This is a genomic window from Stenotrophomonas sp. JAI102, assembly GCF_013409105.1.
In the GTDB taxonomy this organism is placed as follows: domain Bacteria; phylum Pseudomonadota; class Gammaproteobacteria; order Xanthomonadales; family Xanthomonadaceae; genus Stenotrophomonas; species Stenotrophomonas maltophilia_AA.
In genome coordinates, this window is the sequence record NZ_JACCCI010000001.1 from 1,333,962 (window position 1) to 1,357,986 (window position 24,025).

Sequence of the window (24,025 nt, forward strand, 5' to 3'; positions counted from 1 at the left end):
GGGACTTTCACTCCCGTCGCCGGGATAATCCCAATTCGACCCAGTCGGTCGTTGCCACGGGCACCCAGGCGAAGGCTGCCACCGCGCTGCATGTTGGCAGGCGGGGTGAATTCCCGGAACGCCTTGCGGGACAAGGAACCCAGGCGGGGCTCCACGGTCATCGCGAGGTCCAGCGGGGCGTTGGGGCCGCTACGCAGGCGGCCAAGAATGTTCCGCAACCACATGGTTGTCGTCCTTCATATCTGGAATGGCGCCAGATTAGTCCTCAAACTCCCCCTTGATTAGTCCGGATTTAGGGGAATAATCATCCCGTGCCCGGCACAATCATCTGCGACACTCTTCCCCTCCCCCGACTTTGGATCCCGTCATGGCCCACGATCTCAACGACACGCTGATCTTCGTCAAAGTGGTCGAGCAAGGCAGTTTCATCGCCGCCGCCACTGCACTGGGGCTCCCCAAGACGACGGTGAGCCGCAAAGTGCAGGAACTGGAAACGCGGCTCGGCGCACGCCTGCTGCACCGGACCACCCGCCGCCTCGGCCTCACCGAGGCCGGCTCGGTCTATCACGAGCACTGCCAGCGCATCGCGCGCGAACTGGAAGAAGCCGAAGGTGCGGTCAACCAGCTGCAGTCCGGCCCGCGCGGCTGGCTGCGCTTCACCGTGCCGTATTCGATCGGCATCACCTGGATCGCGCCGCTGCTCGGCCAGTTCCACGCGCAATACCCGGAAATCCAGCTGGACATGCACCTGGGCAACGAGAAGCTCGACCTGATCGCCGGTGAAGCGGATCTGGCGCTGCGCGTGGGCACCCTGCCCGACTCCAACCTGGTGGCGCGCAAACTCGGCAGCCTGCGCACGCAGGTATTCGCCAGCCCGGCCTACATCGAGCGCTACGGTGAGCCGCTGCATCCGGATGAGCTGCAGTTCCACCGCATCCTGGCGATGCGCAAGGCACGCAACCTCAACAACAACCGTTTCTTCTGGCAGCTGGGCGAGAACGGCGGCGAGCTGCTCGATTTCCCGGTCAATCCGCTGCTGGTCGCCAATGATCCGTCCGCATTGAACGGCGCACTGGTGTGCGGCGAAGGCCTGCTGCTGACCGGTGACGTGATGGCCAAGCCCTTCGTCGAATCGGGCATGGTGCGTCGCGTGCTGGCCGGCTGGACCGGCCCGGAAGTGGACTTCAACGCGGTGTTCGCCGGCGGCCGGCTGGTCTCGCCGAAGGTGCGCGCGTTCGTGGATTTCCTGGTCGAGAAGATGAACTTCGACGCCAACTACATGCTCGCCCAGTGCCCGGCTGCGAAGCTGGCCAAGCAGCAGCAGACCCAAGCGGAAACGGAGCTGCAGTCGGCAGGGAAGCGGATTCTGGAGACGGTGACCGCGGGGTGATGCTGGCGATGCTTCATCAGCGTAGTGCCGTATGAACGACAACGCCGCCCTTGGGCGGCGTTGTCGTTTGGGCGGTGCGGTTGTGTGGGTGTGCGAGCGGATGGAGTTGTTCCGGGTGTACCGGCCAGCGGCCGGTACCCACAAGAATGCCGCCTGCGAGGGCGGCATTCTGTTCCCGCCTGCGGCGCGAACGTTGCAGCAATAACGCGACGCGTTATTGTTGCAACGGAATCACACGGATCTCGACGCGGCGGTTCTGCGCACGGCCGGCATCGGTGTTGTTGTCGGCGATCGGGTAGGCCTTGCCGGCCCCCAGGGTTTCGATGCGGGCGCGCTGCACGCCCTGGCCGGCCAAGTAAGCGGCGACCGAGTCGGCGCGTTCCTTGGACAGGCGGTTGTTCACCGCATCGCTGCCAATGCTGTCGGTATGACCGACCACTTCGATCATCGTCTGGTTGTATTCGGCCAGCGTGCTCGCCACGCCGTTGAGCGACCCGTAGAACTGCGGCTTCAGCGTGGACTTGCCGAAGTCGAAGGTGATGCCGTCCGGCAGGTTCAGCACGAGGTTGTCGCCATTGCGGGAGACGTCGATACCGGTGTTGGCGGTGCGCTCGCGCAGGGCGCGCTCCTGGCGGTCCTGGTACTGGCCGACGGCCGCGCCGCTCAGTGCGCCGATACCGGCACCGATCATGGCGTGCTGGCGGCGTTCGGTGGCGCTGTTGCCGCTGAGCAGGCCCGCGGCGACGCCGACGGCGGTACCGATCAGGGCGTTGCGGCCGGTGCGGTTCTGCTGCTCGACGGGATTGCCGTACTGGTCACTCTGCACGTAGGAGCCACCGGTGGCGCAGGCCGTCAGGGCGGCAGCAGTCATCAGGGCCAGGGCCACGTTGCGGGTTGCGGGTCGAATCATGAGGTTTCTCCTTGGTTACCGGACGGCGCCGGCGTGCGGGCCGTGAAGAGCATAAACAGCCCAACGCGATGCCGGCATGATGAATGGCACGCTCGGCAGCTCCCTGTTCAGGTAATCGTTTACGGCGGCGGCGCTGGATCCGGGGTGCGGGTCACGCTCCGCCGGTGTGGCGATACGCGGCCAAGGCGGCATCCCGGCCTTCGGACAGATCCACCAGCGGCAAGGCCGGATAGCCTGGCGCGCACGCGGCCAGCAGCTCCGGTGACTGCCAGGGAGCAAAGCGCGCCTTGACCGGCAATGGGGCCAGCTCAGGCACCCACCGCGTGATGTAACGCGCCCGCGGGTCGAACTTCTGCGACTGCGTCACCGGGTTGAATATCCGGAAGTACGGCGCCGCGTCCGCCCCAGTGCCGGCAACCCACTGCCAGCCCATCGTGTTGTTGGCCAGGTCCGCATCGACCAGCGTGTCCCAGAACCAGCGCGCGCCTTCGCGCCAGTGCTGGCGCATGTGCTTGCACAGGTAGCTGGCGACGATCATGCGCACGCGGTTGTGCATGTAACCGGTGGCCCACAGCTCACGCAGGCCCGCGTCGACGATCGGAACGCCGGTGCGACCCTGCTGCCATGCACGCAGCGCGTCCGCATCGGGCTTGGCCCATTGGAACTGATCGAAGCGCGGGTTGAGGTTGTGATCCGGCGTCTGCGGGAAGTGATGCAGCAGGTGATACGAAAACTCGCGCCAGCCCAGCTCGCGGATGTAGCCGTCGATGTCGGCATCCCGGCTGGCACTGCGCTCGCCCTGCAGGCGGCGGACGATCTGCCACGGGGCGATCTCGCCGAAATGCAGGTGCGGCGACAGCAGCGAGGTGCCGACCCGGTCGGGCAGATCACGTTGCTCGCGATAGCCGTTGAGGGCACCGTCGATGAAGACCGTCAGCGCCTCGTGGGCGCCGGCTTCACCTGGCTGCCAATGCGCCCAGAACTGCCGGTCCCATGTGATCGCCGGCGCCAGGCCCAGGGACTCCAGCGTCCCGCCGCTCGCGCTGTGCCCGGGGAACCGGTCCGGGACACCGCTCGGCGCCGGCAGCTGGAGGCGGGTCAGCGCATTCCGCCAGAACGGGGTGAACACTTTGTACGGCCCGCCCTGCTGGGTTGCCACGTCCCATGGCTCGAACATCAGGCTGCCGTTGTGGCTTTCGGCCTCGATGCCCTGCTCGCGCAGCGCCCGCTTGATCTTCGCATCGCGCGGCTGGGTGGCCGGTTCGTACTTGCGGTTCCAGTAGACCGCCACCGCACCGGTCTGCTCGATCAGCGCCTGGAGCTGCGACTGACTGTCGCCCTGGCGCAGCACCAGCGAAGAGCCGCGCGCACGGAGGTCAGCGTCGAGGGCTGACAGCGAGCGATGCAACCACGTATTGGACGCGCCACCGGGCGCCCAATCGCCTTCTTCGTGTGGCGCATGGATGTAGACCGGCACCGGCACGTGGCCGGCCTCCAGGGCGGCCTGCAGGGCCGGGTTGTCCTGCAACCGCAGGTCACGGCGAAACCACACCAACGCTACCGACACGAGACTACCCCGGAAGATTCGAGAGGCAATGATAGCCAGTGCAGGTGAAGGACAGGCAGCGATCACGCGTGGATGGCCCGCACTGTTCCACATCGCCGTGCTTGACCTCAATCATGCTTGAGGTTCTATCGTGGCGTCCTCCCTCCCGCCTCCCTTCTGGAGATGCACATGGCCTACACCCTCCCCGCCCTGCCCTACGCTTACGACGCACTCGAACCGCACTTCGATGCACGCACGATGGAAATCCATCATGCCAGGCACCACCAGGCCTACGTCACCAATCTCAATGCCGCCCTCACCGATGCCGGGATCGAGGGCACCGACATCGACGCGCTGATCGCCGATATCGGGTCGCTGCCCGAAGGTGTGCGCAATGTCGTCCGCAACAACGGCGGCGGGCATGCCAACCACAGCCTGTTCTGGACAGTGCTGACCGCCAGCGGCGGCACGCCGGAAGGCGCCGTGGCCCAGGCGATCGAGCGCGATCTCGGCGGCTACGCCGCGTTCAAGGAGGCCTTCACCAAGGCCGCGCAGACCCGCTTCGGCAGTGGCTGGGCGTGGTTGACGTTGAGCCACGACGGCAAGCTTCTGGTGGAGAGCAGCCCGAACCAGGACAACCCGTTGATGGGCGACTTCGCGGGTCTCTCCGGTGGCACGCCGATCCTGGGGCTGGATGTGTGGGAGCACGCTTACTACCTGAACTACCAGAACCGCCGCCCGGACTACATCGCCGCGTTCTTCGAGCTGATCGACTGGGCCGAAGTCGCGCGCCGTTACCAGGCCGCCGGCGGCCGTTGATGGACACGGGTCCTGCACTGGGCCTCGGCACGCAGCCCTCCGCCACGCCGTCCGAGGCTGCAATGCTGGACCCGTCCCTGTCCCCGGGCGCGCTGCGCCATGCGTTCGGCCAATACCCGACCGGGGTGGCCATCGTCGCATCACGCGCGGACGACGGCCGTCTGATCGCAATGACGATCAACTCGTTCGCATCGGTGTCGCTCGACCCACCCCTGATGCTGTGGAGTCTGTCCAGCCACTCGCCGGACCTGCCGGTGTACGGCGTCGGGAAGCCCTTCTCGATCAGCATCCTCGCGGCGCAGCAGATTGCGTTGGCGCGGCATTTCGCCGATGGGAAGCTGCGGCGGGTGGCGTTGCCCGGCGCGATGACCGACCATGCCAGCGGGGTGCCGCTGGTGCGCGATGCAGTGGGGAACCTGGTCTGCGTTATCGAACAAACGGTGCCGGCCGGTGACCACGTGCTGATCATCGGCCGGGTCATGCAGCTGGAGACCGCCCCCGGCGACACCCTTGCCTTCCACCGTGGGCGCTACGCCCGCGTCACCGCTGCCTGAGTCCGCATCGAATGGATATCCCCGCACTGCAACGTCTTCTCGACCGGGGTCGCGACAGCGCCCTGCTTCGCTTCGGGCTGGGCAAGGCCCTGCTCGACGCGGGTGACACCGCGGAAGCGGTCATCCATCTGCAGCGCTGTGTCGCACAGGATCCACAGTACTCGGCAGGCTGGAAATGGCTGGGTAAAGCCCATCTGGCGGTCGGCGATCCGGACGCGGCGGCACAGGCATGGCAACAAGGCCGTTCTGTCGCCGAGACCAACGGCGACAAGCAGGCGGTGAAGGAGATGGCCGTGTTCCTGCGGCGGCTGCAGAAGGCCAGCGCCGGCCCGGCCTGATGGCCTGCGATGGCTACCAGAGCAGACCGTTGTTATGGAGCGCGATCAGGGTCCACACCAAGGCGATCAGCCCGAAGCCAGTGAAATAGCTCCAGTTCTGATGCGCGGCCGTCCAATCGTCCTTCCCGAAGCGGCCCCCGCTGAAGGCGAACAACGTCAGGCGACCAATGCCGAACACCAGGATCTGTACGATGAAAACGACCACGATCCAGTGGATCACGGTCAGTACGCCGCGCTTGATCTCCTCTTCCATGTGCCGTCGCCCCGTCCCTTGAAAGGCCGGTCATCGGCGATGCGCAGACGACCGATACCGAGCATAGCGGACGTCACCGGCCGCGCGGAAGCTGTTGGACCACCGCCTGGTCCGACAGCCCGAACGATCAATCGCCCTTCGCCCGCCGCTGCTGCGCGTCGAAGCGCTGCATCGAAGCCCGGATCAGCGCCTTGGCCTCGGCGGCATTGCCCCAGCCGTTGAGTTGGACCGGATTGCGGCCGGCCGGCAGGTCCTTGTAGACGCGGAAGAAGGCTTCGATGCGCTGCCGTTCGATCAGCGGCAGATCGTCCAGATCGCGGATGTTGGCGTAGGTGGGGTCGATCTTGTCGGTCGGCACGCCGATGACCTTTTCATCCTGCTCGCCGTCATCGACCATCTTCAGGTAGCCGATCGGACGGAACCGCACGATCACGCCGGGATGCAGCGGCTCACGGGTCAACACCAGTGCGTCCAGCGGATCGTTGTCGCCGGCCAGGGTGCGCGGCATCGAGCCGTAGTTGGCCGGGTATGCCACCGGCATCGACTGGAAGCGGTCCACATGGACCAGGCCGTCTTCCTTGATCTCGTACTTGGTGAAGCTGCCGGCCGGGATCTCCACGGCCAGATGCACTTCGTCCGGCGCGCTCTTCGGCTGGGCGGCGAGGAACGGGTGCAGGACTGCATTGCCAGCCACGCCGGCACCGGCGAGCAGCAGCAGCGAGGTGGCCAACACGGCCCGCGCGATGGAACGGCGATGCGTCATCTCGATCTCCACGGAAGGCCGGGCGCACCGCAGTGGCCCGGCCGGTCGGTCATTCCCAGCAACGGTCGGCGCGGCCCTTGAGGGTCTGGGCGCGCGTGCAGTCACGGGGGGCGATACGTCCCTGCGTCAGTTCGGCCTTCTGTTTGCGGCCATCGGCAGCGCGTGTCAACTCGAAGCCGTCGTACAGGCGGCCGGTGACAGTGCGCGCCTCGTAGCGCAGATGCGTCGGATCGATCTTCAATACCTGGAACAGCTGCGTGTCCTCGCCGACCGGCGCCATGGTGGTCCGGGCCTCGTCGGAGAGCCGGTACTGCTTCGGCCCGGCGACGGTGACCACGAACTGCGGCGTCGCGCCCTGCCCTTCGCCACGGCGGCCGTAGGTGTGGTCGTGGCCCTGCAGGACCAGATCGACCTGGTGGCGGCGCACCACCGGCAGCAGCACATCGCGCAGTTCGGTGTTCTCGCGGCCCTCGCGCGGGGAATAGAACGGCTGGTGCAGCAGCACGATGCTCCACGGGTGTGGATTGGCGGCCAGCACCGTGTCCAGCCAGGCGGCCTGCGCCCTGGCCGTGCCCAGATCGAGCGCGGAGGTGCCGTCGAGCACGGCGATGCGCACGCCCTGGTAGTCGAACCAGTAGGTACTGGTGTCGGCGGCGTCCACGCCGTTGCGCGGCAACGCGAACGTCACCGGCCAGTGGCGGCCGAGCACGCGGCGCTCCTGCGGCGTGTCTTCGAACTCCTCGAAGTACTCGTGGTTGCCGATCGCCGGGGCGACCGCGGTCTCCTGCGGCAACCAGCCGGCGGCGGCGAACCACTCGCCCCACTCGCTGTCATCCTGCCCGTCACCGCCACTGACCAGGTCACCAGCGAACAGGCTCAGACGCGCGTCCGGGGCCGCCTTGATGCCGGCCCGCAGGACCCGGGAGACGTGGCTGAGGTTCTTGTTCTGGGTGTCACCGAAATACAGCAGCGTGAGCGGCTGATCGGCACGCCCAGCCGTGCGCAGCTGGTTCCAGGCACTCCAGGTGTTCTGGCCCTGCACGCGCCACAGGTACAGGGTGTCCGGCTGCAGGCCGGTCACGTCGGCACGGTGATGATGGGACGCGCCGAGTTCAGTGGTCAGCGCCTGGGTGGTCGCGGTGATGCGGGTCGGCGTGCCGACATCCGGTGAGTCGCCGGCCACGACCCATTCCAGCACGGGCGCCTTCACCGAGGTGTCGGTACGCCAGGCGACCGAGAAGCCGCGCGCGGCGTCCTGCGCCGGCGAGGCGACCAATCGATCCGGGAAGCCAGTCGCTGCGTAATGGCGGTTGCCCACAGGAACTTGGGTGTTCGGCTCGGCACCGTTCTCCGTCCCTTTCTTCGCCACGGCACTGCCGCTGCACAGCAGCAGCGCCATCGCCAGCGCGGTCAGGGCGGCAGGAACGCGGCTCACGCGCCACACTCCAGCGGCAGCGACAACTGCGTGGCGATGCTCGCCCAGTCGAAGGCCACCACGCCCTGGTCATCGTGCACCGCGTACAGCGCGCCATGCGGGAAACGCGCGGACGGCGCCTGCATCGACCAGATGCCGTCGGTGTTGGCCACCGTATTGCCCTGGAACGCGCCGACATGTTTCAGGCTGTGCCGGTCGAACAGGTGGAATACGCTGCGCTGCTTGCCCTGCTCGGTGGTGATCCACCAGCCATCCTTGCCACAGGTCCGCAGCATCACGCCTTCGGCCTGGGCCTGGAACGCATCGCGTCCGAAGGTGGTGCCGCTGAAACGGCCTTCCAGCGTGTAGACCTTGAACTCGCTGGCGTAGGTTTCGTCTTCTTCGGCGATCAGCAGGCGGTCGTTGGCCGGGTCACCCCAGATCGATTCGACCACGCGCAGCGCACCCGCTTCGGTGGTGTCACCGATGCTGGCGGTGAGCGTGGCCTGCGCCTTGCCGTCCTGCACGGTGAGCGCGTAACGGCGCACGCGCTTGTCCAGTTCGGCCAGCGGCGGCAGCACGTCGTTGCCCTGCGCGTCTTCGCCCGCGTCGTAGGAATCGGTCACGTACACGTCGTAGCCGCTGCCCTGCTTGTTCACCCACAGGCCGTAGGGCTTGCGCAGGTCGTCGGCGGCGAACACACCCAGGGGTGTGAAGTCCGGCAGCTGCAGTACCTGCACGCGGTGGTTGTCGCGCTCCACGATCAGCACGAGGTCATCGACCACGGCGATGCCGTTCGGGCGATCGAACTGGCCGGGGGCGGTGCCGAGGCTGCCGACGTCACGCAGCTTCGCGCCGGTCTGCCCGTCGTAGACCACCAGCTTGTCGGTGGCCTTGGCGGTCGCGATCAACCAGACCTGGCCCTCGGGCGTGGTCCAGCTGGCCGGCGAGTCGATGTTGTCGTCCGGGGTCATCGGGGTCAGGAACGCCTCGGCGACCGTGGCGACATCGCGTGCGGCGGAGGCCTCGGCCGCAGTCGTCGGCGCGGCGGGTGCCGCAGCGTCCGGCGTCGCTGCCGGCGTGCAGGCGGTCAACAGCGCCAGCGCGAGCAGGCTCAGGCAAGGGGCGGCGCGCATCACAGGGCCACCTTCAGGCCGAGGGCGTAGGTGCGGCCATATTCTTCGTTCTGCAGGGTGCGCGAGCGCACGCCCTGGTAGAGCTCCAGCGGCTTGTCGAGCAGGTTCTGGGCTTCGAAATAGAGGCTCACGTTGGCGGTGAACTTGTAGTCCAGGCTGAAATCGAGCTGGGTATTGGGCGCCACGTAGATATCGTAGGCGCGGCTGTCGCCCAGCGAATCCAGGTACTCGCTGCGGTAGACCGCAGCCACGCGGGTGCTGAACCCGGCCTTTTCATAGCCCAGGTGTGCGCTGTACACATGTTTGGAGGCGCGCGGCAGCATGAAATCGTCGCGCTCGCGGCCGGCCACGCCGGGATCGAAATCGGTGTCCAGCCAGGTGCCGCTGGCACCGACCAGCAGGCCATCCCAGCCCGTCGGCAGGAAGGCGAGCTGCTGCTGCCAGTTGAATTCGGCGCCCTTGACCGTGGCCTTGTTGCCGTTGATCACACGGGTGACCTTGAAGTCCGGGTACGCGGGATCCGTGTTGCTCACCGTGTTGACGATATAGCCATCGATCGACTTGTGGAACACGCCCAGCGAGACGATGCCGGTGCTGCCGAGGTACTTCTCGAGCGACAGATCGATGTTCTTCGATTCGTACGGATCCAGCTGTGGATTGCCGATCCGGACTTCCTCGTCGCCCCGGCTCAGGCCGACGCGCGGCGCCACATCGCCGAACGACGGGCGCGAGACGGTCTTGTTCGCGGCCGCGCGCAGCACCCAGTCATCGCCGGCGTCGTAACGCAGGTGCAGGCCGGGCAGCACGTTGGTATAGCTGCGGCTCACGCTCAGCGGAGTCACCGTGAAGCTGCGCCCGTTGCTGGCCACCTCGACGCTGTTGCCGGTCGCACTGAACTGGGTGTTCTCCACGCGCACGCCGCCGATGATGCGCAGCGCGCCGACATCCCAGGTGCCCATTGCATAGCTGGCGAAGATGTCTTCACTGGCGGTGTAGTCCTCTTCCAGCGAGGTCAGCGCGTTGCCACCGGCGTCCTGCGGACGGGCGCTGTACTGGCCGCCATGCTGGGCCCAGTAGCGGCGCATGGCATCCGAGCTCATCCCCTGGCCGAGGCTGCCGCCACGGTGATCGGGGGTGGCGGCGGTCCAGTCCGACAGCGCCACGTCCGGGCCGACGCGCAGTTCGCGCTCGTCGACATTGACGTCGCGGTCGCGCCAGCGGCCGAGCAGGCCGAACTTGACGCTGGAGGAATCCCCATCGAAGCGCACGTTGATCTGCGCACTGCGCTCGCTGTCGTTGACCTGCTTCGGCGAGAGCACGAAGCGGTCGAAATCGTAGTTGCCGTTATCCATCCACTGTGCACTGGTCAGTGTGTAGCGCGGGATGCCGCTGTTCTGATCGACGCTGGCGCCGAGGTCGTCGCCGTTGTACTCGAAGCGCGCCTCCATCTCATCGTTGACGCGCTCTTCGGTGCGGGTGTAGCCGACCTTGTAATCGATCACTGCGTTGGTGAGGCGGTTCTCGCCACCGGCACTGGTGGTGAAGGTATTTTCCTTCTTGGTGCGGTAACGCATCCGCTTCTGGATCGCATCGGCCGGCAGGTCCTCGACGCGGTACTGGTTGTTGCCCAGCGCGGTGACCTCGCCATCGCCGAAGTTGAAGATCGTGCGCTGGCGGGTTTCTGCATCATCGAACTGGCTGTACAGCGTGCGCAGGTAATAACGGTTGTCTTCATCCGGACGCCAGTCGAGATTGAGGTTGGCGCCGATGCGCTTGCGTTCGATCTCGTACTTGCGCTGCTGCAGGCTGTTGGCGAACAGGTCGTCCTCCGCACCACCGTCGAATTCGCCGTACTCCACTTCGGTGTTGTCCGATTCGAACTTGCGGTTCTGGTAGTTCACGCCCAGCGCGACGCCGAACGTATCGGCGAACACTTCGCTGTAATTGATCGCCGCCTTCGGGCTGGTGTTGCCGGAGAGCTGCTGGTGGCTGGCTTCGATCTTGCCGCGCAGGTTGCGGCCTTCGCGGTCGAATGCCGAGGCGGACTCGACCAGGATCGCACCGCCGATCGCGTCGCCGGGCATGTCCGGGGTCGGCGATTTGACCACGCGCAGGCGCTCGGTCGAATCGGAAGGAATCACATCCAGCGGCGCCGCACGGCTAGAATCTTCCGGGGTGCCGATGGCGATGCCGTCGACACTGACGCTGTTGAGGTTGGCATCCAGGCCGCGGATGACCACGAAGCGCCCCTCGCCCTGGTCACGGGTGACGCTGACGCCCGGCAGGCGCTGCAGCGATTCGGCCACGTTCTTGTCCGGATAGACGCCCATGGCATCGGAGGACACCGCATCTTCGATCGCATCGCTGCTGCGCTTGAGGTCGACCGCACGGGTCTGCGACTCCAGCTGCGGGCGGACCTCGACGCGGTCCAGGTCGATGGCGGCGGCCCCGGCGGCGGCGCTGCCGGCCACCGTGCTGCCATCGGGGGTGTCGGCGGCATGGGCCGACGGGGTGATCACCGCCAGCAACGAAAGGCTGATCGCCAGGCCCAACGGACGCTTCTTCTGCACTGCATTCCCCAATCTGTGTAAAGAATGGGTCAGCACGGTATGTCCGGGAAGTTGCATGGGGATGACACCGGGGACATCGGGGGCGGTCGGTGGCGGCGTCGGCTTTTGGCTTCGGTGGGGTGTTGCGGCACACTATCGGCCTCTCCTTTGCAGTCTTCCCCCATGAAAATCGTCGAAGTGCGCCATCCGCTGGTGCAGCACAAGATCGGCCTGATGCGCGATGCGTCCCTGAGCACCAAGGACTTCCGCGAGCTGGCCAATGAACTCGGTGAGCTGCTGGCCTATGAGGCCACCGCCGATCTGGACACCGAGGCCCACACCATGGCCGGCTGGGCCGGGCCGGTGACAGTGCAGCGCATCGCCGGGGCCAAGATCACCGTGGTGCCGATCCTGCGCGCCGGCCTGGGCATGCTCAGCGGCGTGCTCTCGCTGATCCCGGCCGCGCGCGTGAGCGTGGTCGGCCTGCAGCGCGATGAGGAAACCCTGCAGCCGGTGCCCTACTTCGAGCGCCTGACCGGCCGCCTGGAAGAGCGCGATGCGCTGATCCTGGACCCGATGCTGGCCACCGGCGGCACCCTGATCGCCACCATCGACATGCTCAAGCGCGCCGGTGCCCGCCGCATCAAGGGCATCTTCCTGGTCGCCGCACCGGAAGGCATCGCTGCGGTGCAGGCCGTGCACCCGGACGTGGAGATCTTCACCGCCGCGATCGACGCCCAGCTCAACGAGAAGGGCTACATCCTGCCGGGCCTGGGCGATGCCGGCGACCGCATTTTCGGGACCCGTGTGGTCGGTTGACCCGGGCGTCTGCAGCGGCGGCCGCCACCGGCCGCCGGTACTTCACATGGAGTAGCCATGTCCGGGATGCGTCGAGGGTGCCGTGCCGACCCACGGTCGGCACCTTCCGGTGTGGTTGCGCGGCCGCGCCAACCGCAGGCGTTACGCCAGCGCGCGGGCCTTCAGTTCGCCCTGTTCGTGCACGGTGCCGAAGCGGCCCTTCTCATCGCGTGACACCTGCGCCAACGCGCAGTGCGGGTCATGGGTGAAGAACAGATGGACGTTGCGGGCAAGCTTGTCTTCCAGGAAGCTGCGCTTCTCGTCGATCAGCAGCTCGGCGTTGCGGTCGTAGCCCATGGTGATCGGGACGTGCACCCATGAGCGGCCCGGGATCAGGTCCGCACAGAACACCACGCCGCCTCGCGGCTGACCCTCCACGGTCTCCGGCCCGATGATCTCGGCCAGCATCAGGCCCGGCGTATGCCCGTCGCTGAAGCTGAAACGCACGCTGTCGCCCAAGGTCTTCGAGTGCGGACCATCGACGATTTCCAGCCGACCGCTCGCCTCCAGCAGGCCGGGCAGTTCCGGAATGAAACTGGCGCGGTCGCGTGGATGCGGATGCAGCGCGCGGGCCCAGTGCTCGGCCCCGACCAGGAAGGTCGCATTCGGGAACAGCAGCTCGGGCGAGCGGCCCTCGCTCCACGGCGCCAGCAGGCCGCCGGCGTGGTCGAAGTGCAGATGGCTCAGCACCACCACGTCGATGTCTTCGTGCTCGAAACCCGCCTCGCGCAGCGATTCGATCAGCACGTGGCTGGGTTCCTGCACGCCGTAACGGTCCCGCAGTTTCGGCTCGAAGAAGGCACCGATGCCGGTTTCAAACAGCACGGTCTTGCCGGCCAGCGGGCTGGCCAGCAGCGCGCGGCAGGCCAGTTCGATCCGGTTGAGATCGTCCGGCACCGCCCATTTTTCCCAGACTGCGCGCGGCGCATTGCCGAACATTGCGCCGCCGTCGAGTTTCTGCGAGTTACCGCGGATGGACCATAGTTTCATCCGCAAATTATCGTCGCGCGACCGTTAAATATTCGCTAGCCGTCGCCCATGAAAAAACCCCGCCACTGGGACGGGGTTTTTCGTTTCCGCACGCAATCAGTGGGCTTGGCTGACCTTGGCGCTGCCCACCGGGTTGCGCGGATCGCTGCCACCGCTGAGCACGTTGCTGCGGCGGTCCCATTCCACGGTCTGCAGGTTGCCCCAGACGTGGCTGGAACCCCGGCCCCCGGCGGCGCTGTCGCCGGGCAGATCGATCTTGTGGCCCATCGCCTGCAGCTGCTTGATGGTATCCGCATCGAAGGTGCCGTCTTCGGCCTCGATCAGGTCCGGCAGCCACTGGTGGTGGTAGCGCGGCAGCGCGGCGACCTGCTGGGCGGTCAGGCCGTCGTCGTAGCCGAGGATGCCGAGCAGCACCATGGTGATGATGCGGCTGCCACCGGGCGTACCGAGCACCACGACCTTGTCGGCGGACTCCATGAAGGTCGGCGTCATCGAGCTGAGCATGCGCTTGCCGGGCTTGGGTGCGTTGGCCGCATAGCCCATCACACCGAAAGCGTTGGGCGTGCCCGGCTTCAGCGCGAAATCGTCCATTTCGTTGTTCAGCAGCACGCCGGTACCCGACGGAATCAGGCCCGAGCCGTACAGCAGGTTCACGGTCTGGGTCGCACCGACGCGGTTGCCTTCGCGGTCGATGATCGAGAAATGCGTGGTCTCGTCATCTTCCAGCGGGGTCGGGTTGCCCGACAGCAGATCACTCGGGGTGGCCTTCTCCGGGTGGATGGTGGCACGCAGGCCCTGGGCGTAGTCCTTGCTGGTCAGCACCTTCTGCGGGATATCGACGAAGTCCGGGTCACCGAGGAAGAAGGTGCGGTCGCGGTAGGCGCGGCGCATCGCTTCCACCACCAGATGGGTGCGGTGCGCCTGGTCCATCGCCTTCAGGTCCCAGCCTTCCAGGATCTGCAGCATGGCGGCCAGCGCGATGCCACCGGAGGACGGCGGCGAGGCGGTGGTGATGGTCCAGTCGCGGTACTTGAAGGCGATCGGCTCGCGCAGCTTGACCCGGTAGCCGGCCAGCTCCTCGGCGGTCCAGTGGCCACCGGCCTGCTTGACGCCCTTGAGCAACAGCGTGCCGGTCTCGCCGCGGTAGAACCCGTCAAAGCCCTGGTCGGCCAGGCGCTCCAGGGTCCGCGCCAGTTCCGGCTGGCGGAACAGGTCGCCCTCGGCGATCGGCCTGCCGTTGCGCTCGTATACCTCGCGCGTGCCGGGATAGCGCTGCATCACCGCGCGCCGGGACTGATAGCCCCTGGACATGCGCGCATACACCGGGAAGCCCTCGCGCGCGATGCGCATCGCCGGTTCCAGCGAGGTCTTCAGCGGCAGCTTGCCGTGTTTGGAGGACAGTTCGACCAGCGCTGCCGGCAGGCCCGGGATGCCGGCCGACCACGCACCGTTGACCGAACGGTCGCGGTCCAGCTCGCCCTTCTTGTCCAGGAAGGCGGCCGGGGTCGCGGATTGCGGCGCGGTTTCGCGCGCATCCAGCATCACGTCCTTGCCGGTGGCGGCATCGTGCAGCAGGAAGAAGCCGCCGCCGCCGAGGCCCGAGCTGATCGGCTCGACCACCGCCAGCGTGGCGGAGACCGCCACCGCCGCATCGAATGCGTTGCCGCCCTTGGCCAGGATGTCCATGCCGGCTTCGGTCGCCAGATGGTGACCACTGGCGACGGCCACGCCATCCGGATGTTTGGCCAGGACCGCCTGCGCGGACCCGCCAGCCCAGGCACTCGGCGCAACCAGCAGGACGAGCAGCAACCAACGACGCGACAGCGTTCTCATTTCGGCAGAAACTCCGTGACATACAATTCGGGATGATCGCGCTGCAGCCCGCGCAGCTTGGCGAGCAGGGCGTCCTGGGTTTCCGGAATGTCCGGATCGGGATCGATGCATTCGACCGGGCAGACGACCACGCACTGGGGTTCGTCGAAATGCCCCACGCACTCGGTGCAGCGGGCCGGATCGATCACGTAGATGGTTTCACCCATCGAGATGGCCTGATTGGGGCAGGCCGGCTCACAGACGTCGCAATTGACGCAGAGCTCATTGATTTTCAGCGACATGGCGTTACTCCACGCCCGCGCCGGCGGATGAGAACCGGCCCACGCGGGCGCGCGGGCCGGTCATCGGTGACGCCCCTGCGGGCGCCACCCGGGCCGCGCACGAGGCGCGGCCGCCACTGCACGGGTTACTTGGCTTCGACGAAGATGTACTCGGCGCCGGTCGGCTGGATGATCGACTGGACGCGGGCGTTGTCGGCGGCCTGGCCGATGAAGACCACGCGCACACCCTTCATCGAGTCCGGCGAGACGTCCTTGAACACGGCCTGGATCATGTCGGCCATCTTGGCCGAGGCCGAGGAACCGAAGGCCAGCATGTTGCCCGGCTGCACGCCACGGGCGACGGCCTGGGTGGCGCTTTCGACCTGACGCTCATACTTGGCGGCGAATTCCGGATCCGATTCCGGCGAGAGGTAGTACAGGTACGGGCTGTTGCTGATGTTGCCCATGTTCTGCACGGCCACGGCCTGCAGGTACTTCTTCCAGCCGGCATCGTCATCGGCAGCCGGGGCGACCAGCGCCTGCTGGGCTTCGACGACCGGTGCGGCCTCTTCCTTCTTGCAGGCGGTGAAGGCCAGCGCGAACGACGCGATCAACATGGCACGCATGGTGTTGTTCATGGAATTCCTCCCTTGGTGATTCTTGGTATGTATGGGTCTGACAGGTACTACGCTTGGCCCGACTTCGCTTCACGGACCTTGCGCAGCGCCTCAAGCACGGCGGACGGCACAAAGCCGGACACGTCGCCGCCCAGGCGGGCGATCTCGCGGACCAGCGAAGACGAAATGAAGCTGTGCTGCTCGGCCGGGGTCAGGAACAGCGTCTCGACCTCCGGGATCAGATGACGGTTCATGCTCGCCATCTGGAATTCATATTCGAAATCGGACACCGCGCGCAGGCCGCGCAGCAGCACCCCGCCCTGCACCGAGCGCACGAAATGCGCCAGCAGGGTATCGAAACCACGCACTTCCACGTTGCGGTTGTGGCCCAGCGCATCGCGGGCCAGCTGGACACGCAGCTCCAGCGGCAGCGTCGGCCCCTTGGACGGACTCTGCGCCACGCCCACCACCACCTTCTCGAACAGGGGCGCAGCGCGGTTCACCAGATCGATGTGACCGTTGGTGATCGGATCGAAGGTGCCCGGGTACACGGCAATGCGGCGGTTGGCCACGGTCATACGTCAGCTACGCGTGTTGGTCTGGTGAAAGTGTAGCAGTGGCGCGCCGATACAGGGCAAAACGGACCTCCCGGGTGCCCCCCTCGCGGTGCAGCAGCCATCCGGCGGGGATCCGGAGCGTGAGATCGGCCGGGGATTCCACGTACAGCCAGGCGTCGGCGGCCAGATGCGACGGCAGCCCGGCGATCACCGCCTCCCACAGCCCATCGGCAAACGGCGGATCGACGAACGCGATATCCGCCAGCGGCCCGGCCGGCTGCCGCAGCCACTGCAGCGCATCGGCCTGGACCACCGTGATCTGGTCCTGCGCCCCCAGCCTGGCGATCGACTCGCGCAACTGCCGGGACAATGCCGCATCGCGCTCGACCAGCGTCGCCTGCGCCGCCCCCCGCGACACCGCCTCCAGCCCCAGCGCCCCGCTCCCGGCGAACAGATCCAGCACCCGCGCCCCGCCCAGGCGCGGCGTCAGCCAGTTGAACAGCGTCTCCCGCACCCGGTCACTGCTGGGCCGCAGCCCGGGCGACAGCGGTACCGGCAGCTTCGTATTGCGCCACCTGCCCCCGATGATCCGAACCTGGCCCATTGCGGCCGCCGGCTGACGCGACTTCATGCGTGGCTCTTGGTTGAGTGGGTCGACGCGTGAAACGGAGGGAAACGGGTCATGGCACGAAGGTCTGGGGGGAAGGCGGTCCAATATTCTAATCGGTGGTACCGGGCGAGTGCGCTTCATGGACCAAACGCGACACGGGGCGATCTCACCGATAGATCTTGGACCCGCACCTCTGTATGGATGGGCGAGGACCGTCGCATTCATACATCAATCTACTATTCCGCAAATCCTGAGCGCCCTCGTCGCTCGAAACTTGGCCAGTACGCATGGCTGCGTCGCAACGCCTCACATCCACATCCAATCAGTTTTCCCGACCGGGTTGTCAATCGATTAGCAATTCCATGCATCGATGGCCACCCAACATCGGCACAGCAAATAGCCTCGCCAGTATCAATATAAATATATCATTGACAGGCTCGCAGTTTCGAGACGACGGATGCTGCACAACCGCACTTGGTTAAAGAGAATCCAATTGCCGCATCTGCGACCCTCTGAACACTCACAATGAATAAACTCGCGATCACGCTGATAATTGCACTCCCAGTATCTGCAGCCCCTCCCACCTCTCAAAAAGATCGAGTAGAAAATACAGGCGAGGGGCGCACCATGGTCAGGACCACTGACTGGCCGGACTTTGAAGGGGGCTTCGTCGCCGTCGAACAACGTTTATTGATCAACGAAGAAGGGGATCCCACCTATCAGTATTCTCGCCAAAGCAAGGCAACGCAGCTCTACCATGAGGCCTTCTGCCTCGAAAAGAATGCGCAGCCGGCTGGAGGAGAGGCAGTATTGAAAGGAAGTATTGCGGCCTGGATATGCGAGTTGGGCGATGAGAACAAGGCGCTCGACCCAGAAGTAGCTACCCCTCGAAACCCGGGGGCGTTCATGGATAGATCAACCGATTATGTTTTTGCAAACACACCCAATGGCTCAGCCCGCGTAGGCGTCAACTTCCACTCCACGGGCTCCATTCGCTACAGCAGCTCAATCTCCGGCTCCATGCGAGGTAGTGTTTCAGTCGATGGCGGGAGGTGTACAACCAATTTTCCGCAGTTTTATGCCAGCCCATTCAGCGGCAGTCATGTTGCAACCGCGATCTGTATCGTTCACGAGCCAAGAAGGGTGTCAACGAAAATGGAAGGCTGCGTCCCCCGCCTATGTGGCTCCGACAGTGGCTCGGTGACTATCAACTGAAGCAAGCGGAGTTGCTCCGTCACTCCAGAATGTTCAGTAGGTATTGAGCCGCATCACCAGCAAAAAGACGCTGGGCCATCAACGAAATAGTGTGATGTTCATTAACAATGGCGACGGGGCGCGACCAGTCCAGGCGGAACCGCCCCGCCTCTGCCCCATCAATAGAGAAGGGCCGCGTCTGCCCACAAGACCACGGGCTTCGCCCGCATCGTCAGGGTCCACGCAGGTCTACGCGCTGCTTCCACGCCCTTGAAAACCCGTGCCGCCACCCCTACCCCTTGAGCCAGCCGCCGCGCCGGGCGCGGCAATGTCCCAAGGAGCAACACGACCCATGACCGTGCAGACCCAAAAAGAAACCCTGGGCTTCCAGACCGAAGTCAAACAGCTGCTGCAGCTGATGATCCACTCGCTGTACTCCAACAAGGAAATCTTCCTTCGCGAGCTGATCTCCAACGCGGCCGACGCCTCGGACAAACTGCGCTTCGAAGCGCTGACCCAGCCGGACCTGCTCGAGAACGACGGCGACCTGCGCATCCGCGTCAGCTTCGATGCCACGGCCAACACCCTGACCATCGACGACAACGGCATCGGCATGAGCCGTGACGAAGCGATCGCCCACCTGGGCACCATCGCCAAATCCGGCACCGGCGACTTCCTGCGCCAGCTCTCCGGCGACCAGAAGAAGGACTCCCAGCTGATCGGCCAGTTCGGCGTCGGCTTCTACAGCGCCTTCATCGTCGCCGACCAGGTCGACGTCTACTCCCGTCGCGCCGGCCTGCCCGCCAGCGAGGGCGTGCACTGGTCCTCGCGCGGCGAAGGCGAGTTCGACGTGGAAGGCATCGACAAGCCCGAGCGCGGCACCCGCATCGTCCTGCACCTCAAGGATGACCAGCGCGACTTCGCCGACGGCTGGCGCCTGCGCGGCATCATCAAGAAGTACTCCGACCACATCGGCCTGCCGATCCAGATGGTCAAGGAACACCACGGCGAAGATGCCCCCGCCGAGATCGAATGGGAAACCGTCAACCGTGCCAGCGCGCTGTGGACGCGGCCGCGTACCGAGATCACCGACGCCGAGTACCAGGAGTTCTACAAGCACGCCGCGCACGACCACCAGGATCCGCTGGCGTGGAGCCACAACAAGGTGGAAGGCAAGCTCGAGTACACCTCGCTGCTGTACGTCCCCGGCCACGCCCCGTTCGACCTGTACCACCGCGATGCGCCCAAGGGCCTGAAGCTCTACGTCCAGCGCGTGTTCGTCATGGACCAGGCCGAGCAGTTCCTGCCGCTGTACCTGCGCTTCATCAAGGGCGTGGTGGATTCCAACGATCTCTCCCTGAACGTCTCGCGCGAGATCCTGCAGTCCGGCCCGGTCATCGATTCGATGAAGTCGGCGCTGACCAAGCGCTCGCTGGACATGCTGGAGAAGCTGGCCAAGGACAAGCCGGAGGTCTACGCCGGCTTCTGGAAGCAGTTCGGCCAGGTGCTCAAGGAAGGTCCTGCCGAAGACTATGGCAACCGCGAGAAGATCGCCGGCCTGCTGCGCTTCGCCTCCACCCATGACGACAGCGGCGAGCCCAGCGTCTCGCTGGCCGACTACGTGGGCCGCATGATCGAGGGCCAGGACAAGATTTACTTCCTGACCGGCGACAGCCACACCCAGGTCAAGGACAGTCCGCACCTGGAAGTGTTCCGCAAGAAGGGCGTGGAAGTGCTGCTGCTCACCGACCGCATCGACGAGTGGCTGATGGGCTACCTCACCGAGTTCGACGGCAAGTCGTTCGTCGATGTGGCGCGTGGCGATCTGGACCTGGGCGCGCTGGAAAGCGCCGAAGACAAGCAGGCCCAGGAAGCCGTCGCCAAGGACAAGCAGGCGCTGGTGGACCGCATCAAGACCGCGCTGGGTGACGACGTCGCCGACGTGCGCGTTTCGCACCGCCTGACCGATTCGCCGGCGATCCTGGCGATCGGCGAACAGGACCTGGGCCTGCAGATGCGCCAGATCCTGGAAGCCAGCGGCCAGAAGGTGCCTGACAGCAAGCCGGTGTTCGAGTTCAATCCGGGCCATCCGCTGATCGGCAAGCTGGACCAGGAAGGCGATGCCGCACGCTTCGACGACCTGAGCCGCGTGCTGTTCGACCAGGCCGCGCTGGCCGCCGGCGACACGCTGAAGGACCCGGCGGCGTATGTGCGCCGGCTCAACAAGCTGTTGCTGGAGCTGTCGGCGTAAGGCGTTCTGTAAGCGGGTGCCGGCCAAGGGCCGGCATCTGCCGCGGAAGTTCTGCGTGGAGCCGGCCAGCGGCCGGCACTACCGAACGAATCAGGTCCAGCGGTCCAGCAGGGTGCCCAGCATCTCGTCCTGACGGCGGACCACCGTCGCGTTGGCGGCAAACGCCAGCGCGGCTTCCCTGGCCGTCAACAGGCCCGCAATCGGCGCATTGGCGTCGTCCGGCGCGGCAACCACGGTGGCGGTGACGCCGCCTCCTGCCGCTGTCGTCTGTGCGACACCCAGCCGGGTGGTCTCGGTGACCGGCAGCCGCGCCACGTTGGAGGCCGCAGCCTGCACGCCCAGCGAGGCAGCGCGCATGCCTGAGCTGGCAATGGACATCACGCTCATCGTTCACCGTTTCGCTGTTATGGCCGCACCCGCATGGCGCAGCCCTTCACAACCGGTAACGGCCGCATCGGCCATTACTTGAGTCCCGCCCCACCGCACCTGCACGCCCATGGGCATTCGGGGCGCAGTGGTAGCATAGCCCTCTGATTTCAGCGTCTTTTGCCAATGCTCAGCTTCTTCCGTCGCAAAAAGCCCCAGGACGCCCCGCAAGAGGCGGCCAAGACCCAGCATTACTCCACCGAGGAGCTGGCTGCCGCGTTCCCGCAGGCCACTCCCGAGCCTGCGGCACCGCCGGCGCCTGCGCCGCTGCCGCCCGTGGTGGAAACGCCTGTACCCGCTGCCGAGCCGGCCGCTCCGGTAGAGCGCGTGATCGCGCCGACGCCGGTGGTGCCTGCGCCTGTGGTTCCCGCGCCGGTTGTGCCTGCCCCTGTGGTGCCTGCCCCCGCGGTGGCTGCGCCGGCGGCCCCGGCTCCGGTTGCGCCGGAACCGGTCGCCCCCGCGCCTGCGGTGACCGCACCGGCTCAAGCACCGATCGCACCGGTAAGCGCACCCGCGCCCGCTGTCGTCGCGCCGCCGGCCGTCACCCCGGCTGCTCCGGTTGCTCCAGCCCCAGTCGCCCCGGTCGCCCCGACCATCGTGACCGAGCGCCCGACCTCCCAGGACATGGCTCCCGCCGCCGCCGGCAAGAGCGGCTGGCGCGAGCGCCTGCGCAACAGCGTGATCGCACGCAGCTTCGGCGGCCTGTTCTCGCGCAATCCCAAGCTCGATGACGACCTGCTCGACGAGCTGGAAACCGCGCTGATCACCGCCGATGTCGGCGTCGGCGCGACCACCGCGCTGGTCGAAGGCCTGCGCAAGCGGATGAAGGCGCGCGAGTTCACCGATGCCAATGCGCTGCTGACCGCGCTGCGCGCCGAACTGATCGCGATCCTGCAGCCGGTGGCCAGGCCGCTGGTCATCGACCGCACCGCCAAGCCGTTCGTGGTGCTTACCGTCGGCGTCAACGGCGTCGGCAAGACCACCACCATTGGCAAGCTGGCCAAGCGCTTCAAGGACGACGGCCACAGCCTGATGCTGGCCGCCGGCGATACCTTCCGTGCCGCTGCCGTCGCGCAGCTGCAGGCCTGGGGCGAACGCAACGGCGTCGCCGTGGTCGCGCAGGGCCAGAACGCCGATGCGGCCTCGGTCGCCTTCGATGCGCTGCAGGCCGGCAAGGCCCGCGGCACCGAAGTGCTGATCGCCGATACCGCCGGCCGCCTGCACACCCAGGCCGGCCTGATGAACGAGCTGGGCAAGATCCGCCGCGTGCTCGGCAAGATCGATCCCGATGCCCCGCACGAAGTGCTGATGGTCATCGATGGCACCACTGGCCAGAACGCGCTGTCGCAGCTGCGTCAGTTCCATGCGGCGGTCAACGTGACCGGCCTGGTGGTGACCAAGCTGGACGGCACCGCCAAGGGTGGCGTGGTGTTCGCGCTGGCCCGTGAGTTCGGCATCCCGATCCGCTTCTGCGGCATCGGCGAGCGCCCGGAAGACCTGCGCGTGTTCGACCCGGAAGCCTTTGTCGACGCACTGCTGCCGGAAGCATTGGGCGCCTGAGCCGATGCAGCCACGCATGGCGTGGCTCCACCCCTTCCTCCGGAACCTGCATGACCCGCCAGCCTCCCGCCAGCGCCCCGGTGCCGACCGACGATGTCTTTGTCGCGCGGCTGCTGCACTGGTTCGACGACCACGGCCGGCATGACCTGCCGTGGCAGCACCCACGCAGCCCGTACCGGGTGTGGCTGTCGGAGATCATGCTGCAGCAGACCCAGGTCGGCACGGTCATCCCGTACTTCCTGAAATTCCTCGACGTATTCCCGACCCTGCCCGACCTGGCCGCGGCCAGCAATGATGCGGTGATGGCACAGTGGGCCGGGCTCGGGTACTACGCCCGCGCACGCAACCTGCATGCCGCCGCACAACGCTGCGTCGAACTGCACGACGGCGAGCTGCCGCGCGATTTCGATGCGCTGCACGCGCTGCCCGGCATCGGCCGCAGCACCGCAGGCGCGATCCTCAGCCAAGCCTGGAATGATCGGTTCGCGATTCTCGACGGCAACGTCAAACGCGTGCTGACCCGCTATCACGGCATCGAGGGCTTCCCGGGGCTGCCGGCGATCGAGAAGCAGCTGTGGGCGGTGGCCGAGGCGCATGCGGCGCAGGTACCGGCATCGCGCATGGTCGATTACACCCAGGCGCAGATGGACCTGGGCGCCAGCATCTGCAGCCGCAGCAAGCCCGCCTGCGTGATCTGCCCGCTGCAGGCCACCTGCGTGGCGCGTCGCGAGGGCCGCACCGATCAGCTGCCGACGCCCAAGCCGGGCAAGACCCTGCCCGAACGCGAGGCGGTAGCGCTGCTGCTGCGCGATGCGCGCGGTCGGGTACTGCTGCAGAAGCGGCCGGACACGGGGATCTGGGCACAGTTGTGGACCCTGCCCCAGGCCGACAGCGGGGTCGCGCTGCAGGACTGGTTCGACACGCACATCGATGGCTCGCTGGACGATGCCGAGCCGTTGCCGGTGCTGGAGCACACCTTCAGCCACTACCGGCTGCACCTGCAGGTGCTGGTGCTGGTGGCCACGGTGCAGAGCCTGCGCAACCAAGCGGAGGGGCTGCGCTGGGTCGCTGCCGAAGAACGGGTCACGCTGGGCCTGCCCGCGCCGATCCGCAAGCTGCTGGAGACCGGTGCACCGCCCGCTCAGCCCAAGCGCCGTACAATGCGGCGCGCAGCAACATCCCAAGACATCGAGTAAC

23 protein-coding genes are annotated in these 24,025 nt (G+C 66.4%); 9 read left to right on the forward strand and 14 right to left on the reverse strand.

From position 1 onward, the window contains the following. Nucleotides 1-367: 367 nt before the first annotated feature. Nucleotides 368-1,390: a LysR family transcriptional regulator gene (locus HDC96_RS06150; protein ID WP_179459189.1), complete on the forward strand. Its 1,023-nt coding sequence runs from the start codon at nt 368-370 to the stop codon at nt 1,388-1,390. Between the two features lie 214 nt (nt 1,391-1,604). On the opposite strand, the gene HDC96_RS06155 is transcribed toward HDC96_RS06150, so the two are convergent. Continuing rightward, nucleotides 1,605-2,300, reverse strand: coding sequence for an OmpA family protein (locus HDC96_RS06155; RefSeq protein WP_176989714.1), 696 nt, complete (start codon nt 2,298-2,300; stop codon nt 1,605-1,607). A gap of 151 nt (nt 2,301-2,451) precedes the next feature. After that, entirely contained in the window at nt 2,452-3,867 is a 1,416-nt protein-coding gene (locus tag HDC96_RS06160) for a deoxyribodipyrimidine photo-lyase (protein WP_179459190.1), read from the reverse strand. Between the two features lie 168 nt (nt 3,868-4,035). On the opposite strand from HDC96_RS06160, the gene HDC96_RS06165 reads away from it, so the two are divergent. The 3 genes from HDC96_RS06165 (at nt 4,036) to HDC96_RS06175 (ending at nt 5,557) form a co-directional block, all read left to right on the forward strand. Next, the gene (locus HDC96_RS06165) at nt 4,036-4,665 is read left to right on the forward strand and encodes a superoxide dismutase (protein WP_179459191.1); all 630 of its coding nucleotides are present in this window, start codon (nt 4,036-4,038) and stop codon (nt 4,663-4,665) included. Nucleotides 4,666-4,727: 62 nt separating this feature from the next. After that, nucleotides 4,728-5,219 (forward strand): flavin reductase family protein, encoded by a 492-nt coding sequence (locus HDC96_RS06170; protein ID WP_179459192.1) that lies wholly within the window; start codon nt 4,728-4,730, stop codon nt 5,217-5,219. 11 nt (nt 5,220-5,230) lie between these two features. Beyond that, nucleotides 5,231-5,557, forward strand: coding sequence for a tetratricopeptide repeat protein (locus tag HDC96_RS06175; RefSeq protein ID WP_179459193.1), 327 nt, complete (start codon nt 5,231-5,233; stop codon nt 5,555-5,557). 13 nt (nt 5,558-5,570) lie between these two features. Here the strand turns inward: HDC96_RS06175 and HDC96_RS06180 are convergent, their stop codons facing one another. The 5 genes from HDC96_RS06180 to HDC96_RS06200 form a co-directional block, all read right to left on the reverse strand. Further along, on the reverse strand, nt 5,571-5,810 hold the full coding sequence (locus HDC96_RS06180) for a hypothetical protein (RefSeq protein WP_179459194.1): 240 nt from the start codon (nt 5,808-5,810) through the stop codon (nt 5,571-5,573). Nucleotides 5,811-5,937: 127 nt separating this feature from the next. Beyond that, nucleotides 5,938-6,573, reverse strand: coding sequence for an inorganic diphosphatase (locus tag HDC96_RS06185; protein WP_179459195.1), 636 nt, complete (start codon nt 6,571-6,573; stop codon nt 5,938-5,940). A gap of 49 nt (nt 6,574-6,622) precedes the next feature. After that, nucleotides 6,623-7,972, reverse strand: a complete 1,350-nt coding sequence (locus HDC96_RS06190; RefSeq protein WP_179459633.1) for a metallophosphoesterase family protein — start codon at nt 7,970-7,972, stop codon at nt 6,623-6,625. Between the two features lie 32 nt (nt 7,973-8,004). Beyond that, nucleotides 8,005-9,123, reverse strand: a complete 1,119-nt coding sequence (locus HDC96_RS06195; RefSeq protein ID WP_179459196.1) for a phytase — start codon at nt 9,121-9,123, stop codon at nt 8,005-8,007. After that, nucleotides 9,123-11,693, reverse strand: a complete 2,571-nt coding sequence (locus HDC96_RS06200; RefSeq protein WP_179459197.1) for a TonB-dependent receptor — start codon at nt 11,691-11,693, stop codon at nt 9,123-9,125. Before HDC96_RS06200 ends, HDC96_RS06195 begins: the two co-directional genes overlap by 1 nt. Nucleotides 11,694-11,855: 162 nt before the next feature. Between HDC96_RS06200 and upp the strand changes: the two genes are divergently transcribed. After that, nucleotides 11,856-12,491 (forward strand): uracil phosphoribosyltransferase, encoded by a 636-nt coding sequence (gene upp, locus HDC96_RS06205; RefSeq protein ID WP_179459198.1) that lies wholly within the window; start codon nt 11,856-11,858, stop codon nt 12,489-12,491. 141 nt (nt 12,492-12,632) lie between these two features. Here the strand turns inward: upp and HDC96_RS06210 are convergent, their stop codons facing one another. The 6 genes from HDC96_RS06210 to rsmD all read right to left on the reverse strand — a co-directional run bounded on the left by HDC96_RS06210 (nt 12,633) and on the right by rsmD (nt 17,418). Beyond that, a complete protein-coding gene (locus tag HDC96_RS06210; protein ID WP_179459199.1) occupies nt 12,633-13,520 on the reverse strand; it encodes an MBL fold metallo-hydrolase in 888 nt (295 codons plus the stop codon). Between the two features lie 96 nt (nt 13,521-13,616). Then, nucleotides 13,617-15,353 carry a gamma-glutamyltransferase gene (gene ggt, locus HDC96_RS06215; protein WP_179459200.1) on the reverse strand — a complete coding sequence of 579 codons (1,737 nt, stop codon included), beginning with the start codon at nt 15,351-15,353 and terminating at the stop codon, nt 13,617-13,619. Beyond that, a complete protein-coding gene (locus HDC96_RS06220) occupies nt 15,350-15,634 on the reverse strand; it encodes a YfhL family 4Fe-4S dicluster ferredoxin (RefSeq protein WP_019183239.1) in 285 nt (94 codons plus the stop codon). Before HDC96_RS06220 ends, ggt begins: the two co-directional genes overlap by 4 nt. Before the next feature lie 125 nt (nt 15,635-15,759). Next, nucleotides 15,760-16,251 carry a hypothetical protein gene (locus tag HDC96_RS06225; RefSeq protein ID WP_179459201.1) on the reverse strand — a complete coding sequence of 164 codons (492 nt, stop codon included), beginning with the start codon at nt 16,249-16,251 and terminating at the stop codon, nt 15,760-15,762. A gap of 47 nt (nt 16,252-16,298) precedes the next feature. Next, on the reverse strand, nt 16,299-16,808 hold the full coding sequence (gene coaD / locus HDC96_RS06230; protein WP_019183241.1) for a pantetheine-phosphate adenylyltransferase: 510 nt from the start codon (nt 16,806-16,808) through the stop codon (nt 16,299-16,301). Between the two features lie 7 nt (nt 16,809-16,815). Next, the gene (rsmD, locus tag HDC96_RS06235) at nt 16,816-17,418 is read right to left on the reverse strand and encodes a 16S rRNA (guanine(966)-N(2))-methyltransferase RsmD (protein ID WP_179459202.1); all 603 of its coding nucleotides are present in this window, start codon (nt 17,416-17,418) and stop codon (nt 16,816-16,818) included. A 504-nt stretch (nt 17,419-17,922) separates the two neighbouring features. Here rsmD and HDC96_RS06240 point away from each other — a divergent pair. After that, complete coding sequence (locus HDC96_RS06240; RefSeq protein ID WP_179459203.1) at nt 17,923-18,612, forward strand: hypothetical protein; 690 nt, start codon at nt 17,923-17,925, stop codon at nt 18,610-18,612. A 331-nt stretch (nt 18,613-18,943) separates the two neighbouring features. Next, nucleotides 18,944-20,842, forward strand: coding sequence for a molecular chaperone HtpG (gene htpG / locus HDC96_RS06245; protein WP_179459204.1), 1,899 nt, complete (start codon nt 18,944-18,946; stop codon nt 20,840-20,842). Between the two features lie 90 nt (nt 20,843-20,932). On the opposite strand, the gene HDC96_RS06250 is transcribed toward htpG, so the two are convergent. After that, a complete protein-coding gene (locus HDC96_RS06250) occupies nt 20,933-21,229 on the reverse strand; it encodes a hypothetical protein (RefSeq protein WP_179459205.1) in 297 nt (98 codons plus the stop codon). A 165-nt stretch (nt 21,230-21,394) separates the two neighbouring features. Here HDC96_RS06250 and ftsY point away from each other — a divergent pair, with 165 nt between their 5' ends. Both ftsY and mutY read left to right on the forward strand, forming a co-directional pair. After that, nucleotides 21,395-22,828, forward strand: a complete 1,434-nt coding sequence (ftsY, locus tag HDC96_RS06255; RefSeq protein ID WP_179459206.1) for a signal recognition particle-docking protein FtsY — start codon at nt 21,395-21,397, stop codon at nt 22,826-22,828. A gap of 50 nt (nt 22,829-22,878) precedes the next feature. Continuing rightward, complete coding sequence (mutY, locus tag HDC96_RS06260; RefSeq protein ID WP_179459207.1) at nt 22,879-24,024, forward strand: A/G-specific adenine glycosylase; 1,146 nt, start codon at nt 22,879-22,881, stop codon at nt 24,022-24,024. Nucleotide 24,025: the final 1 nt, after the last annotated feature.

Bases quoted from the DNA above. Each gene is read 5' to 3' on its own strand.
- HDC96_RS06150 (WP_179459189.1), top strand. From the start codon at position 368: ATGGCCCACGATCTCAACGACACGCTGATCTTCGTCAAAGTGGTCGAG.
- HDC96_RS06155 (WP_176989714.1), bottom strand. From the start codon at position 2,300: ATGATTCGACCCGCAACCCGCAACGTGGCCCTGGCCCTGATGACTGCT.
- HDC96_RS06165 (WP_179459191.1), top strand. From the start codon at position 4,036: ATGGCCTACACCCTCCCCGCCCTGCCCTACGCTTACGACGCACTCGAA.
- HDC96_RS06170 (WP_179459192.1), top strand. From the start codon at position 4,728: ATGCTGGACCCGTCCCTGTCCCCGGGCGCGCTGCGCCATGCGTTCGGC.
- HDC96_RS06175 (WP_179459193.1), top strand. From the start codon at position 5,231: ATGGATATCCCCGCACTGCAACGTCTTCTCGACCGGGGTCGCGACAGC.
- HDC96_RS06180 (WP_179459194.1), bottom strand. From the start codon at position 5,810: ATGGAAGAGGAGATCAAGCGCGGCGTACTGACCGTGATCCACTGGATC.
- HDC96_RS06185 (WP_179459195.1), bottom strand. From the start codon at position 6,573: ATGACGCATCGCCGTTCCATCGCGCGGGCCGTGTTGGCCACCTCGCTG.
- HDC96_RS06190 (WP_179459633.1), bottom strand. From the start codon at position 7,972: ATGGCGCTGCTGCTGTGCAGCGGCAGTGCCGTGGCGAAGAAAGGGACG.
- HDC96_RS06195 (WP_179459196.1), bottom strand. From the start codon at position 9,123: ATGCGCGCCGCCCCTTGCCTGAGCCTGCTCGCGCTGGCGCTGTTGACC.
- upp (WP_179459198.1), top strand. From the start codon at position 11,856: ATGAAAATCGTCGAAGTGCGCCATCCGCTGGTGCAGCACAAGATCGGC.
- HDC96_RS06210 (WP_179459199.1), bottom strand. From the start codon at position 13,520: ATGAAACTATGGTCCATCCGCGGTAACTCGCAGAAACTCGACGGCGGC.
- ggt (WP_179459200.1), bottom strand. From the start codon at position 15,353: ATGAGAACGCTGTCGCGTCGTTGGTTGCTGCTCGTCCTGCTGGTTGCG.
- HDC96_RS06220 (WP_019183239.1), bottom strand. From the start codon at position 15,634: ATGTCGCTGAAAATCAATGAGCTCTGCGTCAATTGCGACGTCTGTGAG.
- HDC96_RS06225 (WP_179459201.1), bottom strand. From the start codon at position 16,251: ATGAACAACACCATGCGTGCCATGTTGATCGCGTCGTTCGCGCTGGCC.
- coaD (WP_019183241.1), bottom strand. From the start codon at position 16,808: ATGACCGTGGCCAACCGCCGCATTGCCGTGTACCCGGGCACCTTCGAT.
- rsmD (WP_179459202.1), bottom strand. From the start codon at position 17,418: ATGAAGTCGCGTCAGCCGGCGGCCGCAATGGGCCAGGTTCGGATCATC.
- HDC96_RS06240 (WP_179459203.1), top strand. From the start codon at position 17,923: ATGAATAAACTCGCGATCACGCTGATAATTGCACTCCCAGTATCTGCA.
- htpG (WP_179459204.1), top strand. From the start codon at position 18,944: ATGACCGTGCAGACCCAAAAAGAAACCCTGGGCTTCCAGACCGAAGTC.
- HDC96_RS06250 (WP_179459205.1), bottom strand. From the start codon at position 21,229: ATGAGCGTGATGTCCATTGCCAGCTCAGGCATGCGCGCTGCCTCGCTG.
- ftsY (WP_179459206.1), top strand. From the start codon at position 21,395: ATGCTCAGCTTCTTCCGTCGCAAAAAGCCCCAGGACGCCCCGCAAGAG.
- mutY (WP_179459207.1), top strand. From the start codon at position 22,879: ATGACCCGCCAGCCTCCCGCCAGCGCCCCGGTGCCGACCGACGATGTC.